Annotated in this window: 15 protein-coding genes; all 15 read left to right on the forward strand. The window is 61.5% G+C overall.

What is annotated here, in order from left to right:
- The first annotated feature begins 87 nt into the window (after nt 1-87).
- The gene (plsX, locus tag GNZ12_RS15740; protein WP_172311272.1) at nt 88-1,194 is read left to right on the forward strand and encodes a phosphate acyltransferase PlsX; all 1,107 of its coding nucleotides are present in this window, start codon (nt 88-90) and stop codon (nt 1,192-1,194) included.
- Nucleotides 1,194-2,183: a beta-ketoacyl-ACP synthase III gene (locus tag GNZ12_RS15745; RefSeq protein WP_074282641.1), complete on the forward strand. Its 990-nt coding sequence runs from the start codon at nt 1,194-1,196 to the stop codon at nt 2,181-2,183. The genes plsX and GNZ12_RS15745 overlap by 1 nt, the downstream gene beginning before the upstream one ends.
- 111 nt (nt 2,184-2,294) lie before the next feature.
- Nucleotides 2,295-3,230 (forward strand): ACP S-malonyltransferase, encoded by a 936-nt coding sequence (fabD, locus tag GNZ12_RS15750; RefSeq protein ID WP_172311274.1) that lies wholly within the window; start codon nt 2,295-2,297, stop codon nt 3,228-3,230.
- A gap of 83 nt (nt 3,231-3,313) precedes the next feature.
- Nucleotides 3,314-4,063, forward strand: a complete 750-nt coding sequence (gene fabG, locus GNZ12_RS15755; protein ID WP_172311276.1) for a 3-oxoacyl-ACP reductase FabG — start codon at nt 3,314-3,316, stop codon at nt 4,061-4,063.
- Nucleotides 4,064-4,214: 151 nt separating this feature from the next.
- Entirely contained in the window at nt 4,215-4,454 is a 240-nt protein-coding gene (gene acpP / locus GNZ12_RS15760; RefSeq protein WP_004197638.1) for an acyl carrier protein, read from the forward strand.
- A gap of 300 nt (nt 4,455-4,754) precedes the next feature.
- Nucleotides 4,755-5,993 carry a beta-ketoacyl-ACP synthase II gene (gene fabF / locus GNZ12_RS15765; protein ID WP_074285870.1) on the forward strand — a complete coding sequence of 413 codons (1,239 nt, stop codon included), beginning with the start codon at nt 4,755-4,757 and terminating at the stop codon, nt 5,991-5,993.
- 117 nt (nt 5,994-6,110) lie between these two features.
- Nucleotides 6,111-6,494 (forward strand): protein YgfX, encoded by a 384-nt coding sequence (locus GNZ12_RS15770; RefSeq protein ID WP_172311278.1) that lies wholly within the window; start codon nt 6,111-6,113, stop codon nt 6,492-6,494.
- Nucleotides 6,495-6,595: 101 nt separating this feature from the next.
- Nucleotides 6,596-7,195, forward strand: a complete 600-nt coding sequence (rpoE, locus tag GNZ12_RS15775; RefSeq protein WP_172311280.1) for an RNA polymerase sigma factor RpoE — start codon at nt 6,596-6,598, stop codon at nt 7,193-7,195.
- An 82-nt stretch (nt 7,196-7,277) separates the two neighbouring features.
- Entirely contained in the window at nt 7,278-7,904 is a 627-nt protein-coding gene (locus GNZ12_RS15780) for a sigma-E factor negative regulatory protein (protein ID WP_172311282.1), read from the forward strand.
- 4 nt (nt 7,905-7,908) lie between these two features.
- On the forward strand, nt 7,909-8,952 hold the full coding sequence (locus tag GNZ12_RS15785) for a MucB/RseB C-terminal domain-containing protein (RefSeq protein WP_172311284.1): 1,044 nt from the start codon (nt 7,909-7,911) through the stop codon (nt 8,950-8,952).
- Nucleotides 8,953-8,989: 37 nt separating this feature from the next.
- Nucleotides 8,990-10,516, forward strand: coding sequence for a DegQ family serine endoprotease (locus GNZ12_RS15790; protein WP_172311286.1), 1,527 nt, complete (start codon nt 8,990-8,992; stop codon nt 10,514-10,516).
- Nucleotides 10,513-10,803: a glutaredoxin family protein gene (locus GNZ12_RS15795; protein ID WP_172311288.1), complete on the forward strand. Its 291-nt coding sequence runs from the start codon at nt 10,513-10,515 to the stop codon at nt 10,801-10,803. Before GNZ12_RS15790 ends, GNZ12_RS15795 begins: the two co-directional genes overlap by 4 nt.
- A gap of 204 nt (nt 10,804-11,007) precedes the next feature.
- Nucleotides 11,008-12,801 carry a translation elongation factor 4 gene (gene lepA, locus GNZ12_RS15800; protein WP_172311290.1) on the forward strand — a complete coding sequence of 598 codons (1,794 nt, stop codon included), beginning with the start codon at nt 11,008-11,010 and terminating at the stop codon, nt 12,799-12,801.
- A gap of 18 nt (nt 12,802-12,819) precedes the next feature.
- The gene (gene lepB / locus GNZ12_RS15805) at nt 12,820-13,713 is read left to right on the forward strand and encodes a signal peptidase I (protein ID WP_172311292.1); all 894 of its coding nucleotides are present in this window, start codon (nt 12,820-12,822) and stop codon (nt 13,711-13,713) included.
- A gap of 175 nt (nt 13,714-13,888) precedes the next feature.
- On the forward strand, nt 13,889-14,853 hold a 965-nt coding region (rnc, locus tag GNZ12_RS15810), incomplete at its 3' end, for a ribonuclease III (protein ID WP_172311294.1).

Genomic DNA, 14,853 nt, shown 5'->3' on the forward strand with positions numbered 1-14,853 from the left:
CAACTGCCGCTTTTTTGTGTCGATTGCAGTTGGCGCTTTAGCGCTTGCTGCGATCCCATGCGGGGCGTCTGAAACTCGTCGCACTCCATGACAGTAAAGCTCACGATAGATTGCATGGGGGGCGACCACGGCCCGTCCGTGACCGTTCCCGCAGCCGTCAACTTCGTTCGTTCGCATCCCGATGCTGAGCTGCTGCTCGTCGGCATTGAAAGTGCGATTCGTGCGCAGTTAAAGAAGTTGAAGGCTCAGGACCTGCCGGCGCTGACCGTCGTGCCTGCTTCCGAGATCGTCGCCATGGACGATCCGGTCGAAGTCGCGCTGCGCAAGAAAAAAGACTCATCCATGCGCGTGGCGCTGAACCGCGTCAAGGAAGGCGAGGCGCAAGCCTGCATTTCCGCCGGCAACACCGGCGCGCTGATGGCGGTCTCGCGCTACGTGCTGAAAACGCTGTCGGGCATCGAACGCCCGGCCATTGCGTTCGCAATGCCCAATCCCACTGGCTACACGACGATGCTCGACCTGGGCGCCAACGTCGATTGCGAACCGCAGCATCTGCTGCAGTTCGCGGAGATGGGGCACGCGCTCGTGTCCGCGCTCGAGGGCAAGGAGCGGCCCACCATCGGCCTGCTCAACATCGGCGAAGAGGTCATCAAGGGCAACGACACCATCAAACGTGCCGGCGAACTGCTGCGCGCGAGTACACTTAACTTTCACGGTAACGTTGAGGGCAACGACATCTTCAAGGGCACGGTCGACGTAATCGTCTGCGACGGTTTTGTTGGCAACGTCGCGCTGAAGACGTCGGAAGGCCTCGCGCAGATGCTCTCCGACATCATCAAGGAAGAGTTCGGCCGCTCGTGGCTCACCAAGGTGATGGCGGTGCTCGCATTGCCGGTATTGATGCGTTTCAAGAAACGGGTCGATCATCGGCAATACAACGGCGCCGCGCTGCTGGGCCTGCGTGGGCTGGTGATCAAAAGCCACGGCTCGGCGGATGCGTACGCGTTTGAGTGGGCTATCAAACGCGGGTATGATGCCGTCAAAAACGGCGTGCTGGAACGCCTTGCGCGAGCGATGGAAGAGAACGCGGGTTCTCTCGAACAGGCGGCGCGCGACGCGAGCGGTTCGGGTCACGCAAGCCCGATCGCAGGCCAGCCGGCCGAGCCCTACGCTGCGCAATCCTCGAAGGCATAATGGCTCAATCGACAATTTATTCCCGCGTGCTGGGGACCGGCAGCTATCTGCCGCCCGGACGCGTCACCAATCAGGATCTGGCTGAACGTCTCGCCAGAGAAGGCGTTGAGACGAGCGACGAATGGATCGTTGCCCGCACGGGCATCCATGCGCGCCACTTCGCCGAACCCGATGTCACTACCAGCGATCTGGCGCTGATCGCCTCGCAGCGCGCGATCGAAGCAGCTGATATCGATCCGCAATCCATCGACCTGATCATCGTTGCGACCTCCACGCCTGACTTTGTATTTCCGAGTACGGCGTGCCTGTTGCAGAACAAACTCGGCATCAAGAACCACGGCGCGGCATTCGACGTGCAGGCCGTCTGTTCGGGCTTCGCTTATGCGGTGGCGATGGCGGACAGCCTGATTCGCGGCGGTCAGCATCGCACGGCGCTTGTGATCGGCGCGGAAACCTTCTCTCGCATTCTCGATTTCAAGGACCGCACCACCTGCGTGCTGTTCGGCGACGGCGCGGGCGCGGTGATCCTGCAGGCGTCCGAGGAACCGGGTGTGCTGGCGAGCGCATTGCACGCCGACGGCAGCCATTCGAACATTCTCTGCACGCCGGGCAATGTGAACGGCGGTGTGATCGAGGGCAGCGCGTTTCTGCATATGGACGGGCAGGCTGTGTTCAAGCTCGCGGTCAATGTGCTCGAAAAGGTTGCAGTCGAAGCACTCGCAAAAGCGAATCTGTCGGCCGAACAGATCGACTGGCTGATTCCGCATCAGGCCAATATCCGCATCATGCAAAGCACGTGCCGCAAGCTCGGCTTGCCGCAGGAACGCATGGTCGTCACGGTGGGCGAGCACGGCAATACGTCGGCTGCGTCCATTCCGCTCGCATTCGACGTCGCGGTGCGCGACGGCCGCATCAAGCGCGGCCAGAACGTGCTGATCGAAGGCGTTGGCGGCGGCTTTACGTGGGGCGCGTCGGTTATCCGCTACTGATAGCGGCGACGTTATGGCGAGCGCTCTTCGCGGTGCTCGGCTACGCTTGAGCGCGCTCGCCATCAACCGGGCGCGCCACCCACATCCGACAACATCGATTTTGGGGACGATATGAAATTTGCGTTCGTTTTTCCTGGGCAAGGCTCGCAGTCGGTTGGCATGCTCAACGCATTCGCCGATCACGCGGTCATGCGTGAGACGGTTCAGGAAGCGTCCGATGCGCTCAATCAGGACCTTGGCAAGCTGATCGCCGAAGGCCCGGTTGAAGATCTGAACCTCACCACCAATACCCAGCCGGTCATGCTGACCGCCGCGTACGCGATTTACCGCGCGTGGCAGCAGGCGGGCGGCCCGAAGCCGGCCATCGTCGCCGGCCACAGCCTCGGCGAATACACCGCGCTGGTCGCGGCGGGCGCGATCGCGTTTCGCGATGTTGTGCCGCTCGTGCGTTTTCGCGCGCAAGCCATGCAAACGGCCGTGCCGGTCGGCGTCGGCGGCATGGCCGCGATTCTCGGCCTCGATGACGACACGGTGCGGGCAGTGTGCGCCGAAGCGTCGATCGCGGGTGTCGTCGAAGCGGTGAATTTCAATGCGCCGGCGCAAGTCGTGATCGCCGGTCACAAGGCCGCAGTCGAAAAGGCTTGCGAGGTCGCGAAGGCGAAGGGCGCAAAGCGTGCGTTGCCGCTGCCGGTATCGGCGCCGTTCCACTCGTCGCTGCTCAAGCCGGCGTCGGATCAATTGCGCGAGTATCTGGCTAGCGTCGACGTGCAGGTGCCGTCGATTCCGGTGATCAACAACGTCGACGTCGCGGTGGTCAACGAGCCGGCCAAGATCAAGGACGCGCTGGTGCGTCAGGCAGCGGGTCCGGTGCGTTGGGTCGAAAGCGTGCAGGCGATGGCGGCGCAGGGCGTTACGCATGTGATCGAATGCGGTCCTGGCAAGGTTCTCGCGGGTTTGACGAAGCGCATCGACGGCAATCTGATCGGCGTTTCGGTGTTCGATCCGGCTTCGCTCGAAGAAACGCTCAAGCTGGTGACGGCGGGCTGAACGCCGCTTCATGGGGCGCAAGCAGGCCGCAAGCGCGACATCAAGAATCAATCAGCCCTCCGAAAGGGCATCCGGACTGACAGATGGAAAAGACTCTCGACAAGCAAATCGCAATCGTGACGGGCGCGTCGCGCGGCATTGGCCGTGCAATCGCGATGGAGCTGGCGCGCCAGGGCGCGACGGTGATCGGCACAGCGACCAGCGAAAGCGGCGCGGCGGCGATCAGTGAAGCGTTTAGCGCGGCTGGCGTGAACGGCCGCGGCGCGGTGCTCAACGTCAACGACGCCGCCGCAGCCGAAGCGCTGATCGACGGCACCGTGAAGGAATTCGGCGCGCTGCACGTGCTGGTGAACAACGCCGGCATCACGCAAGACCAGCTCGCGATGCGGATGAAGGACGACGATTGGGACGCGGTGATCGACACCAATCTCAAGTCGGTTTTCCGCCTGTCGCGCGCGGTGCTGCGCCCGATGATGAAGGCCAAGGGCGGCCGTATCATCAACATCACGTCGGTGGTCGGCTCGGCCGGCAACCCGGGACAGGTCAACTACGCAGCCGCGAAAGCGGGCGTAGCTGGCATGACGCGCGCACTGGCACGCGAGATCGGCAGCCGCGGTATCACCGTCAATTGCGTCGCGCCGGGCTTTATCGACACCGACATGACCAAGACCCTGCCGGAAGAGCAGCAAGCCGCGCTGAAGACGCAGATTCCGCTCGGCCGCCTGGGCAGCCCGGACGATATCGCGCACGCCGTGGCGTTCCTCGCGTCGCCGCAAGCGGGTTATATCACCGGCACGACATTGCATGTGAACGGCGGAATGTACATGTCGTAACCAAATTCGGTTACTATCCGCGCCTTGATGCGTTTGCAAAAGCGTAAGGCGCATGCCTTGACAGGAACCCGATGCGCCGCTTTTTTGCCGGGTCAAACCTGATAAAATGCGCGCACCTGTATTTTTGAACTTCTTTTCCCTTGGAGGGGTAATGGACAATATCGAACAGCGCGTCAAGAAGATCGTCGCAGAACAACTGGGCGTTGCAGAAGCTGAGATCAAGAACGAAGCTTCGTTCGTGAACGACCTCGGCGCCGACTCGCTCGACACCGTTGAACTCGTGATGGCCCTCGAAGACGAATTCGGCATGGAAATTCCGGATGAAGAAGCCGAGAAGATCACCACCGTTCAGCAAGCGATCGACTACGCTCGCGCGAACGTCAAGGCCTAAAGTCATTCGCGCCTGCGTTTCTGCGTTGGCGGCGTATGACGCCCTGCCGTGTCGGTTGCCGACACCAGCAGGGTTGGCGCTTTTTGCCGTGCAGGAGCCAGCGATGTTGATAGCGCAACTTTTCGCGCGATTGCCGACTTTCAAGAAAACGCCGGGCCGCCCCCAGTTTTCTTGCCCCCCTCGGGGGGACCTGGTGCGTAGCGCCAGGTCTGGGGGCGCCTAACAGCCACAGGGCACACAGGGCACGTTCCTGTGGCCGCTGTGGCTTTTGCTTTTGTCATCTATGAAAAAGGGGTTACCGTGAGCCGCCGTCGTGTTGTTGTTACAGGCCTGGGGCTGATTTCGCCTGTTGGCAATAATGTTGCCGACGGCTGGGCCAATCTGGTCGCCGGCAAGTCGGGTATTGCCAATATCACGAAGTTCGATGCGTCGAACTTCTCGACTCGTTTCGCCGGCGAGGTGAAGGGCTTCAATATCGAGGACTACATCCCCGGTAAGGAAGCGCGCCATATGGATACGTTCATCCATTACGGCGTAGCAGCCGGCATCCAGGCGATGCAGGACAGCGGCCTCGAAGTCACCGACGAGAATTCGGAGCGCATCGGCGTGGTGGTCGGTTCGGGCATCGGCGGTTTGCCGATGATCGAAGTGACGCAAACCGAACTGCTGAATCGCGGCCCGCGCCGCATTTCGCCGTTCTTCGTGCCGGCGTCGATCATCAACATGATCTCGGGCCACCTGTCGATCAAGTTCGGCATCAAGGGTCCGAATCTGGCGATCGTGACCGCATGTACCACGGGTCTGCACTGTATCGGCGAGGCTTCGCGCCTGATCGAGTACGGCGACGCCGACGTGATGATCGCTGGCGGCGCGGAATCCACCGTGTCGCCGCTGGGTGTCGGCGGCTTTGCGGCGGCGCGTGCGCTGTCGCAACGCAATGACGATCCGGCAACGGCGAGCCGTCCGTGGGACAAGGATCGCGACGGTTTCGTGCTGGGCGAGGGTGCCGGCGTGATGGTGCTCGAAGAGTACGAACACGCGAAGGCACGTGGCGCGAAGATTTATGCCGAAGTCAGCGGCTATGGGATGAGCGGCGACGCCTATCACATGACCGCACCGCTGGAAGACGGCGACGGCGCGCGCCGCTGCATGCTGGCCGCCATGAAGAACGCGGGCGTCAACGCCGATCAGGTGAATTACCTGAACGCGCACGGCACGTCCACGCCGCTCGGCGACCTGGCTGAAACCACCGGCATCAAGCGCGCTTTTGGCGACCACGCCAAAGACATGGTCGTGAATTCGACCAAGTCAATGACGGGTCACCTGTTGGGCGGCGCCGGCGGTCTGGAATCCGTGTTCACCGTGCTGGCCGTGCATCATCAGGTGTCGCCGCCGACGATCAACATCTTCAATCAGGATCCGGCCTGCGATCTCGATTACTGCGCCAACACCGCGCGCGAGATGAAGATCGACGTCGCGCTGAAGAACTCGTTTGGGTTCGGCGGCACGAACGGCACGCTGGTCTTCAAGCGCGCCTGATCGCCCGATCGTTTGGTGATACGCCAGTCGAAAAAGCCGGCTTGCCCGGCGGTTTCCCTCGAATCGGCAACGTCCGACGGAGCGCCGCAACGGATTACGTTGCGGCGCTCCGTCGCCATGCGCGCCGCTTTGGGGGCATTCGTCCTGATTGCGACGTTGGCCACCTATACCTGCTTCGCGTCGCGTCTGGGTGCCTGGCAGGCTGTTCCGTTGACGCTTGCCGTGGGGGCGCTGCTGATGCTCTGTGCGGTAAAACATGAGCATGCGCAGCCCGTCGCGCTGAAAATCGGCCCGGACGGATTGTCTGCCTGGAACCGGGCAGGCGGTTTGCTGACGCAGGGCCGCATTGCCGGCTGTTCGCAATGGAGCGGTCGCTTGCTCGTTCTGGCGTTGGTGCCGGACCATGGGCGCGCCCGCACGCTACTTCTTGCCGCTGACGCGCTTCCAGCGTCCGTCTTTCGGGAGCTGGCCGTGCTGGGCCGGCGTGGCGCCGGCGCCTGACTGTAACGACTGTAACCGCTGTTACCGGAGTAACGTGCCGAGATGATGGGGACGCTACAATGGTCCCCCGCCATGCGCCCAATAGTTAACGGATTTATCAGGTGAGCGAAAAAGAAATTGATCAGTTGCTGGTCGAGCGCGTCCAGAAGGGCGACAAGGCCGCGTTCGAGCTTCTGGTCACCAAATACCACCGTAAGATTCTCCGGCTGATCTCCCGCCTCGTGCGGGACCCCGCCGAAGTGGAAGACGTCGCCCAGGACGCCTTTATCAAGGCGTATCGGGCGTTGCCGCAGTTTCGCGGGGAATCGGCCTTTTATACGTGGTTGTACCGGATTGCGGTCAATACGGCAAAGAACTACCTTGCGACCCAGGGGCGGCGCGCACCGACTTCGACCGAAGCAGATGCTGAAGAAGCTGAAACTTTCTCGGACGCCGACCAACTAAGGGATATCAACACGCCTGAGTCGATGTTGATGAGCAAGCAGATCGCTGAGACGGTCAATGCTGCGATGGCGGTTTTACCGGAAGAGTTGCGCACCGCCATTACTCTTCGTGAAATTGAAGGTTTGAGTTACGAGGAAATCGCTGAGATGATGGGTTGCCCAATTGGCACAGTCAGATCACGAATTTTCCGCGCTCGCGAAGCCATTGCGGCAAAATTGCGTCCGTTGCTTGACACACCTGAAGGCAAGCGCTGGTAAACACCAGTCTGCCGGGCGGGGCGCGGGTGCAATATCTGGATTAGTGGTGTCACTACGGGGTATTTGTAAGATGGGGAGCATCATGGGGTCGGTCTCGATGCAATCGCAAGCCAGCTCGCGCGGCGAGCGTCTGTCCGCTTTTGTCGACGGCGAGTTGTTCGGCGAAGAGCATCTGAACACGTTTGTTTCCGAACTGGACGGCCAGGATCGTGCCGCCTGGTCGTGCTATCACCTGATCGGCGACGCCCTGCGTTCCGACGATCTGGCGGTCAGCCCGGCGGCGAGCAGTGCGTTCCTGAGCGGTTTTGCCGCACGTTTCGACAACGAGCCGCACGTGCTCGCGCCTGCTGCCATGCCGGCTGCGCGCCGTTTGCTGGCGTTGCGCCGCCGCGTTGTGCCGGCCTTTGCTGTCGCCGCTGCCGCTGCCACGCTGACGTGGATCGTCGTGCCGCAATTGCAAGGCGTGCCGGGCGGCACGGGCATGGCGCAAGTCGCGTCGCTCCAGTCGCATGGCGATTCGCTGCAACGCGTGGCCATGGCGTCGGTGCCCGTCGCGACGGTCCAGCCGGTCGTGCAGGACGCCAACATCATTCGTGACGCAAGTCTCGATCAGTATCTGGAAGCTCACCAGCAATTCGCGCAACAACCGGTCATGCCGGGCTCGATGCCGCTGATTCGCGCTGCCGCAGTTTCTACGCAAGGCCAATAGTTTGATGCAGACTCCGCGGTTGAATAAAACGACTATCTGGGGGCGGCTGCCGGCATTTCTGTTCTGCGCAGCCGTATTGTTGTCCGCTACACCGCGGGTCTTTGCACAAACCGACGATCCGCTCGTCGCCCGTCGCACGGCCGCGGAGCTGCTCGATCGAATCCATCAGGCCGCCCAGCAGCAGAACTACGAGGGCGCGTTCGTCTATCAGCGTGGCAATTTCGTTCAGACGTCGCGGATCGCGCACTACGCGACCCGCACTGACGGCGATTTCGAGCAACTCGAAAGCCTCGACGGCAAGCCGCGCAAAATGCTTCGCCATAACGAAGATCTCTACACGTTCGTGCCTGAGCGGCATCTGTGCGTGGTCGAGAAGCGCCAGAACAAAGATTCGTTCCCTGCGCTGCTGGCTGTAAGCGGCGAGCAGGTGCTGTCGGTGTACGACCCGAAGCTGCTGGGCGACGACCGCGTCGCGGGTATCGACAGCCAGGTGATCGAGCTCGACCCGAAAGACGCTTACCGTTTTGCGTACAAGCTATGGGCCGACAAGAAGACGGGCCTGCTGCTGCGTGCGCAGACGCTTGATCCGAACGGCCAGGTGCTCGAGCAGTTGTCGTTTTCGCAGATTCGTATCGGCGTGCCGGTCGACAAGACTGCCATCGTCAACGGTATTCGTAATACGGCAGGCTGGACGGTCGTGCGTCCGCCGGTCGAGCCGGTCGATATGGCCGCGCAAGGCTGGCAGATCACGCCGACGGTGCCCGGCTTCCATATGATTCGAGAACTGCGCCGCCCAATGGCTGCGCGTGAGGCTGGCCAGCCGACCATTCCGGTCGATCAGGCCGTATTCTCCGACGGCCTCGCGGCCATTTCGGTGTTTGTCGAGCCGGTCGAGAACAACACCCGCAAGGAAGGTGCGGGCAGCAGCGGGGCCACACACGTACTGGTCAAGCGGCGCGGCGACTTCTGGATTACTCTGCTTGGTGAAGTGCCCCAGACCACATTGCAGCAATTTGCGTCTGCCATAGAATATAAAGCTCCGAAGTAACCTTCCGAATCACTCGAATCCCTCGGCTTGCTACGATATGACGACTTTCTCGGTGCGCAAATTTCTCGCGGCCGCGGTGGTAGCGGCGTGTTTGCCGCTAATGCCGCACATGGCGTCTGCGGCTCCCGCAGCAGCCAATCTGCCCGATTTCACTGACCTCGTCGACAAGGTCGGCCCGGCAGTCGTCAACATTCGCACGACTACGCGCGTGTCGAACAGCGGTGCCCGCGGCGGATTGCCGCCAGGCATGGACGACGGAGACATGTCGGAGTTCTTCCGCCGTTTCTTTGGCATCCCGTTGCCGCAGTCTCCGCAATCGCCTGGTTCGCCTGGTTCGCCGCGCGGTGGCGATAACGGTGGGAGCGGTAGCGGCGGCAGCCAGGACTCGCCGGATAACGGTGATACAGAACAGAACAGCGGCGTCGGCTCAGGCTTCATTCTGTCGGCGGACGGCTACGTGATGACCAACGCCCACGTCGTGGACGACGCGGACACCATTTACGTCACCCTCACCGACAAGCGCGAATTCAAGGCGAAGCTGATCGGCGTGGACGATCGGACCGATGTTGCTGTCGTGAAGATCAGCGCCGCCAATTTGCCGACCATCACGATCGGCGACTCGAACAAGGTACGTGTGGGCGAGTGGGTGGTCGCGATCGGTTCGCCGTTCGGTCTCGAGAACACGGTGACGGCCGGCATCGTCAGCGCCAAGGGGCGCGACACGGGCGATTATCTGCCGTTCATCCAGACCGATGTGGCGGTCAATCCGGGTAATTCAGGCGGTCCGCTGATCAACATGCAGGGCGAAGTGATCGGCATCAATTCACAGATTTACAGCCGTACTGGCGGCTTCATGGGCATCTCGTTCGCAATTCCGATCGACGAGGCGATGCGCGTGGCCGATCAACTGAAGGCATCGGGCAAGGTCGTGCGCGGCCGGATCGCGGTGGCGATCGGTGAAGTGACGAAGGACGTGGCCGATTCGCTCGGTCTGCCGAAGGCGCAGGGCGCGCTGGTCAGCAGCGTCGAACCGGGTGGTCCGGCAGACAAAGCCGGCGTGCAGCCGGGCGACATCATCCTGAAGTTCAACGGCCATTCGGTCGACACGGCAACGGATTTGCCGCGCATGGTCGGCGATACGAAGCCGGGCACCAAGTCGACCGTCACGATCTGGCGCAAGGGTCAGACGCGCGATCTGCCGGTCACGATTGCTGAGATGCAGCCGGACAAGACCACCAAGGTGGATGACAAAAAACCGCCGGTGCCGAAGCAGCGCGCTACGAACGGGTTGGGTCTTGCCGTGAGCGATATCCCCGCCGACCAGATGAAGGCGCTGAAGCTGCACAACGGTGTGCAGATCGACGCGGTGGACGGTCCGGCCGTGCGCGTCGGGCTGCAAAAGGGTGACATCGTCCTGCGTGTGGGCGACACGGATATCACGAGTGCGAAGCAGTTCGACGACCTGACTTCGCACCTCGATCCGCAGAAGATGGTCGCGTTGCTGGTCCGTCGCGGCGAAAACACGCAGTTCGTGCCGATTCGCCCGCGCAGCGCGCAGAAATGACGAAGGCGCCGCCGCTCACGCTTTACGGGCGCGCGTGGTGCCACTTATGCGACGACATGCGTGCCGCACTCGAACCTTTGCTGGTTGAGTTCGGCGCGCAGGTGGTCGTGATCGACATCGACACCGATCCGGTGCTGGAAGCCCGTTATAACGAACTGGTGCCGGTTCTGGTCTGCGACGGGGTCGAACTGTGTCACTATCACCTGGATGGGGCGCGGGTTCGTGCCGCGCTCGCCGCACGCGTTGTGGCGGCACATTCGGGATCCACGCATTTGGGATCCAGCTAAGGGTCCAAACCAGGTCCAAACCAGGCGCGAACCTGCGCCGTTCACACCCCGTTTCACGCCTCTCCTGAGCCGTCTTTTCCGCCCGAGCCTCGCAAGATGCGCCGGGCGATAGCCTTTTCGGCTAAAATAGATAGGTTTTTCACCTACTTACAAGGCGTGCTCCGCTATTGTCCGAGCGCGCCTTTTTCGCTTGATCGGTACTGAATGGATCATATTCGTAACTTCTCGATCATTGCGCACATCGACCATGGCAAGTCGACGCTCGCGGATCGCATCATCCAGATCTGCGGTGGCTTGTCCGACCGCGAGATGGAATCCCAAGTGCTCGACTCGATGGATCTCGAGCGCGAGCGCGGCATTACCATCAAGGCACAAACCGCCGCATTGACGTACAAGGCCCGTGACGGGCAGATCTACAACCTGAACATGATCGACACGCCGGGCCACGTCGACTTCTCGTACGAAGTCAGCCGCTCGCTGTCCGCATGTGAAGGCGCGTTGCTGGTCGTCGACGCAAGCCAGGGCGTGGAAGCGCAAACCGTCGCCAACTGCTACACGGCGATCGAGCTTGGCGTCGACGTCATTCCGGTACTCAACAAGATCGACCTGCCGGCCGCGAATCCCGAGAACGCGATCGAAGAAATCGAAGACGTGATCGGTATCGACGCCACCGACGCTACGCGTTGTAGCGCGAAGACAGGCCTCGGCGTGGAAGACGTGCTCGAAGCGCTGATCGCTAAAGTGCCGCCGCCTAAGGGCGACCCGGAGGCACCGCTGCAGGCGCTGATCATCGACTCGTGGTTCGACAACTACGTCGGCGTCGTGATGCTGGTGCGTATCGTCAACGGCACGCTGCGTCCGAAAGACAAGATCCGCATGATGGCGACCGGCGCGCAGTACCCGGTCGAACACATCGGTGTGTTCACGCCGAAGTCGAAGAATCTCGAGTCGTTGTCGGCCGGGCAGGTGGGCTTCATCATCGCCGGCATCAAGGAGTTGGCTGCGGCGAAAGTGGGCGATACCGTCACGCTGGTGAACCGTCCGGCCGCCGAGCCGCTGCCGGGCTTCAAGGAAGTGAAGCCGCAGGTGTTCGCCGGCCTCTATCCGGTCGAAGCGAACCAGTACGATGCGCTGCGTGACTCGCTGGAAAAGCTGAAGCTGAACGACGCCTCGCTGATGTACGAGCCGGAAGTCTCGCAGGCGCTTGGCTTCGGTTTCCGTTGCGGCTTCCTCGGCCTGCTGCACATGGAGATCGTGCAGGAGCGTCTCGAGCGCGAATTCGACATGGACCTGATCACCACGGCGCCGACCGTGGTGTACGAAGTCCTGCAGCGCGACGGCACGATCCTCATGGTCGAAAATCCGGCCAAGATGCCGGAGCCGTCGAAGATCGAAGAAGTGCGCGAGCCGATCGTCACCGTTAATCTGTACATGCCGCAAGACTACGTCGGCGCGGTGATCACGCTATGCACGCAAAAGCGCGGTGCGCAGATCAACATGCAGTATCACGGCCGGCAGGTGCAGTTGACCTACGAAATCCCGATGGGCGAAGTCGTGCTCGATTTCTTCGATCGTCTGAAGTCGATCTCACGCGGCTACGCGTCGATGGATTACGAGTTCAAGGAATACCGCGCGGCAGACGTCGTGAAGGTCGACATGCTGATCAACGGCGACAAGGTCGACGCGTTGTCGGTGATCGTGCACCGTTCGCAAAGCCAGTATCGCGGCCGCGAAGTGGCGGCGAAGATGCGCGAGTTGATTCCGCGGCAGATGTACGACGTCGCGATTCAGGCCACCATCGGCTCGAACATTATCGCGCGCGAAAACATTAAAGCGTTGCGTAAGAACGTGCTGGCAAAATGCTACGGCGGCGATATTTCCCGTAAGAAGAAACTGCTCGAGAAACAAAAGGCAGGCAAGAAGCGAATGAAGCAGGTGGGATCGGTCGAGATTCCGCAAGAGGCTTTCCTCGCGATCCTGCGTGTCGAAGACAAATAAGACGAACAACGGAACCCTATGAATTTTGCGCTGATTCTTTTTGTGCTCGTCATTTTGACGGGCGTCGCATGGGTCGCAGACAAACTGGTTTTCATGCCGCAACGGCGGCGCGCGGCGGAAGCCGTGGTCGCTGAGTTTGACCGCCAGCAGGCACGCGTCGGTGAGCGTTTCGCCGACGAAAACGCGGCGCAAACGCGCGCCCGTCTGCGTGACGACAAGTTGCGTCAACCGTGGTGGCTCGAGTATTCGGCGAGCTTTTTCCCGGTGATTCTGGTGGTGTTCGTGGTGCGCTCGTTCGTGGTTGAGCCGTTCAAGATTCCTTCGGGCTCGATGGTGCCGACGTTGCTGGTGGGCGACTTCATCCTCGTCAACAAATTCGACTACGGCATCCGTCTGCCGATCACCAACACGAAGATCACCGAAGGCCGGCCGCTCGAGCGCGGCGACGTGGTGGTGTTCCGCTACCCGAAAGACGAATCCGTCGACTACATCAAGCGCGTGATCGGCCTGCCGGGCGACACCGTCGCTTATCAGGACAAGCAACTGACGATCAACGGCAAACCGGTGCCGGAAACGCCGCTGCCTGACTACCTCGACGAAGAGCGCCTTGGCTATGCCAAGCAATTCGAAGAAGATCTCGACGGCCGCAAGAACGTGATTCTGAACAACCCGGCCGTGCCGCCGTTTATCGTCGGTGCGGAAGATTATCCGTATCGCGATAACTGCACGTACAACGCACGCGGCGTGATCTGCAAAGTGCCGCCTGGCAATTACTTCATGATGGGCGACAACCGCGATAACAGCGCGGATAGTCGCTACTGGGGTTTTGCGCCGGATCAGAATATCGTCGGTCGCGCGTTTTTCATCTGGATGAACTTCAGCAATCTGAAACGCATCGGCCCATTCCACTGAGCACGCATGCCTTGATTGCACGACACGCCGCACAGGTGGCCCACACTTAGGGCACATCGGTCGCGGCGTGTTAGCACGCTACTTTAAGAATCCGCGGTAACGTCGCTTCACCACGCTTTTTCCGCAAGCCGTCCCGCGTTTTCGCCGGGGCAGGCGCCCGCGTTATACTCTGCCCATGCCCCTATCTCCGTTGGAAAGCCGTCTGCGCTACGAATTTCGCAATGCGGAATTGTTGCGCCAGGCTTTAACGCACCGCAGTCATAGTTCCACGCACAACGAACGGCTCGAGTTTCTCGGCGACTCCGTTCTAAATTGCGCGGTGGCTGCGCTTTTGTTCCAACGTTTCGGCAAACTCGACGAAGGCGATCTGTCGCGCGTCCGCGCCAATCTGGTCAAACAGCAGTCGCTTTACGAAATCGCTCAGGCCCTGAATATCTCCGAAGGGCTGCGTCTCGGTGAGGGCGAACTGCGCAGCGGTGGCTTCCGCCGCCCCTCGATCCTTGCTGACACGCTCGAAGCCGTGCTGGGCGCGGTGTTCCTCGACGGCGGGTTCGATGCCGCCCAAACGGTGATCAAGCGCCTTTACGTGCCGATTCTCGATCACATCGACCCGCGCACGCTCGGCAAAGACGCCAAGACGCTGCTGCAGGAATATCTGCAGGGTCACAAGATCGCGTTGCCTACGTACACGGTCGTGGCGACTCATGGTGCGGCGCACAATCAGCAATTTGAAGTCGAATGCACGGTACCGAAGCTGGAAGTCAAGGTGTCCGGCTCCGGCGCAAGCCGTCGTGCGGCCGAGCAGGCCGCAGCCAAGAAAGCGCTCGACGAGGTGATGGCTGCCGCGCCCGCCGTGGTCGCCAAGCCCAAGCGGTCAAAGGGCGCCCGTGCGGCGAAGAATGCCGAGCCGGAGATCGTGCCCGGCGTAACCGGCGTACAGGCCGCGCTCGATTTGCGCAGCCCGGATCGCAAGAGTGAACGCGTTGAGCGCGGGGCCGGGCGGGGTGAATCCCGCACCGCGCCGGTGGCGGAGTCCGCAGCCGAACGGCCGACCCTCACTGCGACGTCCGCGCCGCTGGCTGTTATTCGCGCCGCGCACGTGGAATACAGCGGACAGGATAAGTCAGAGCGCGCTGAGAA

Source organism: Paraburkholderia solitsugae (genome assembly GCF_013177695.1).
Classification (GTDB): Bacteria; Pseudomonadota; Gammaproteobacteria; order Burkholderiales; family Burkholderiaceae; genus Paraburkholderia; species Paraburkholderia solitsugae.

Excerpts from the sequence above, each read along its gene's own strand:
- GNZ12_RS15745 (WP_074282641.1), top strand. The coding sequence starts at position 1,194 with ATGGCTCAATCGACAATTTATTCCCGCGTGCTGGGGACCGGCAGCTAT.
- GNZ12_RS15795 (WP_172311288.1), top strand. The coding sequence starts at position 10,513 with ATGACGAAGGCGCCGCCGCTCACGCTTTACGGGCGCGCGTGGTGCCAC.
- acpP (WP_004197638.1), top strand. The coding sequence starts at position 4,215 with ATGGACAATATCGAACAGCGCGTCAAGAAGATCGTCGCAGAACAACTG.
- GNZ12_RS15790 (WP_172311286.1), top strand. The coding sequence starts at position 8,990 with ATGACGACTTTCTCGGTGCGCAAATTTCTCGCGGCCGCGGTGGTAGCG.
- GNZ12_RS15770 (WP_172311278.1), top strand. The coding sequence starts at position 6,111 with ATGCGCGCCGCTTTGGGGGCATTCGTCCTGATTGCGACGTTGGCCACC.
- fabG (WP_172311276.1), top strand. The coding sequence starts at position 3,314 with ATGGAAAAGACTCTCGACAAGCAAATCGCAATCGTGACGGGCGCGTCG.
- lepA (WP_172311290.1), top strand. The coding sequence starts at position 11,008 with ATGGATCATATTCGTAACTTCTCGATCATTGCGCACATCGACCATGGC.
- GNZ12_RS15785 (WP_172311284.1), top strand. The coding sequence starts at position 7,909 with ATGCAGACTCCGCGGTTGAATAAAACGACTATCTGGGGGCGGCTGCCG.
- fabD (WP_172311274.1), top strand. The coding sequence starts at position 2,295 with ATGAAATTTGCGTTCGTTTTTCCTGGGCAAGGCTCGCAGTCGGTTGGC.
- lepB (WP_172311292.1), top strand. The coding sequence starts at position 12,820 with ATGAATTTTGCGCTGATTCTTTTTGTGCTCGTCATTTTGACGGGCGTC.
- plsX (WP_172311272.1), top strand. The coding sequence starts at position 88 with ATGACAGTAAAGCTCACGATAGATTGCATGGGGGGCGACCACGGCCCG.
- GNZ12_RS15780 (WP_172311282.1), top strand. The coding sequence starts at position 7,278 with ATGGGGTCGGTCTCGATGCAATCGCAAGCCAGCTCGCGCGGCGAGCGT.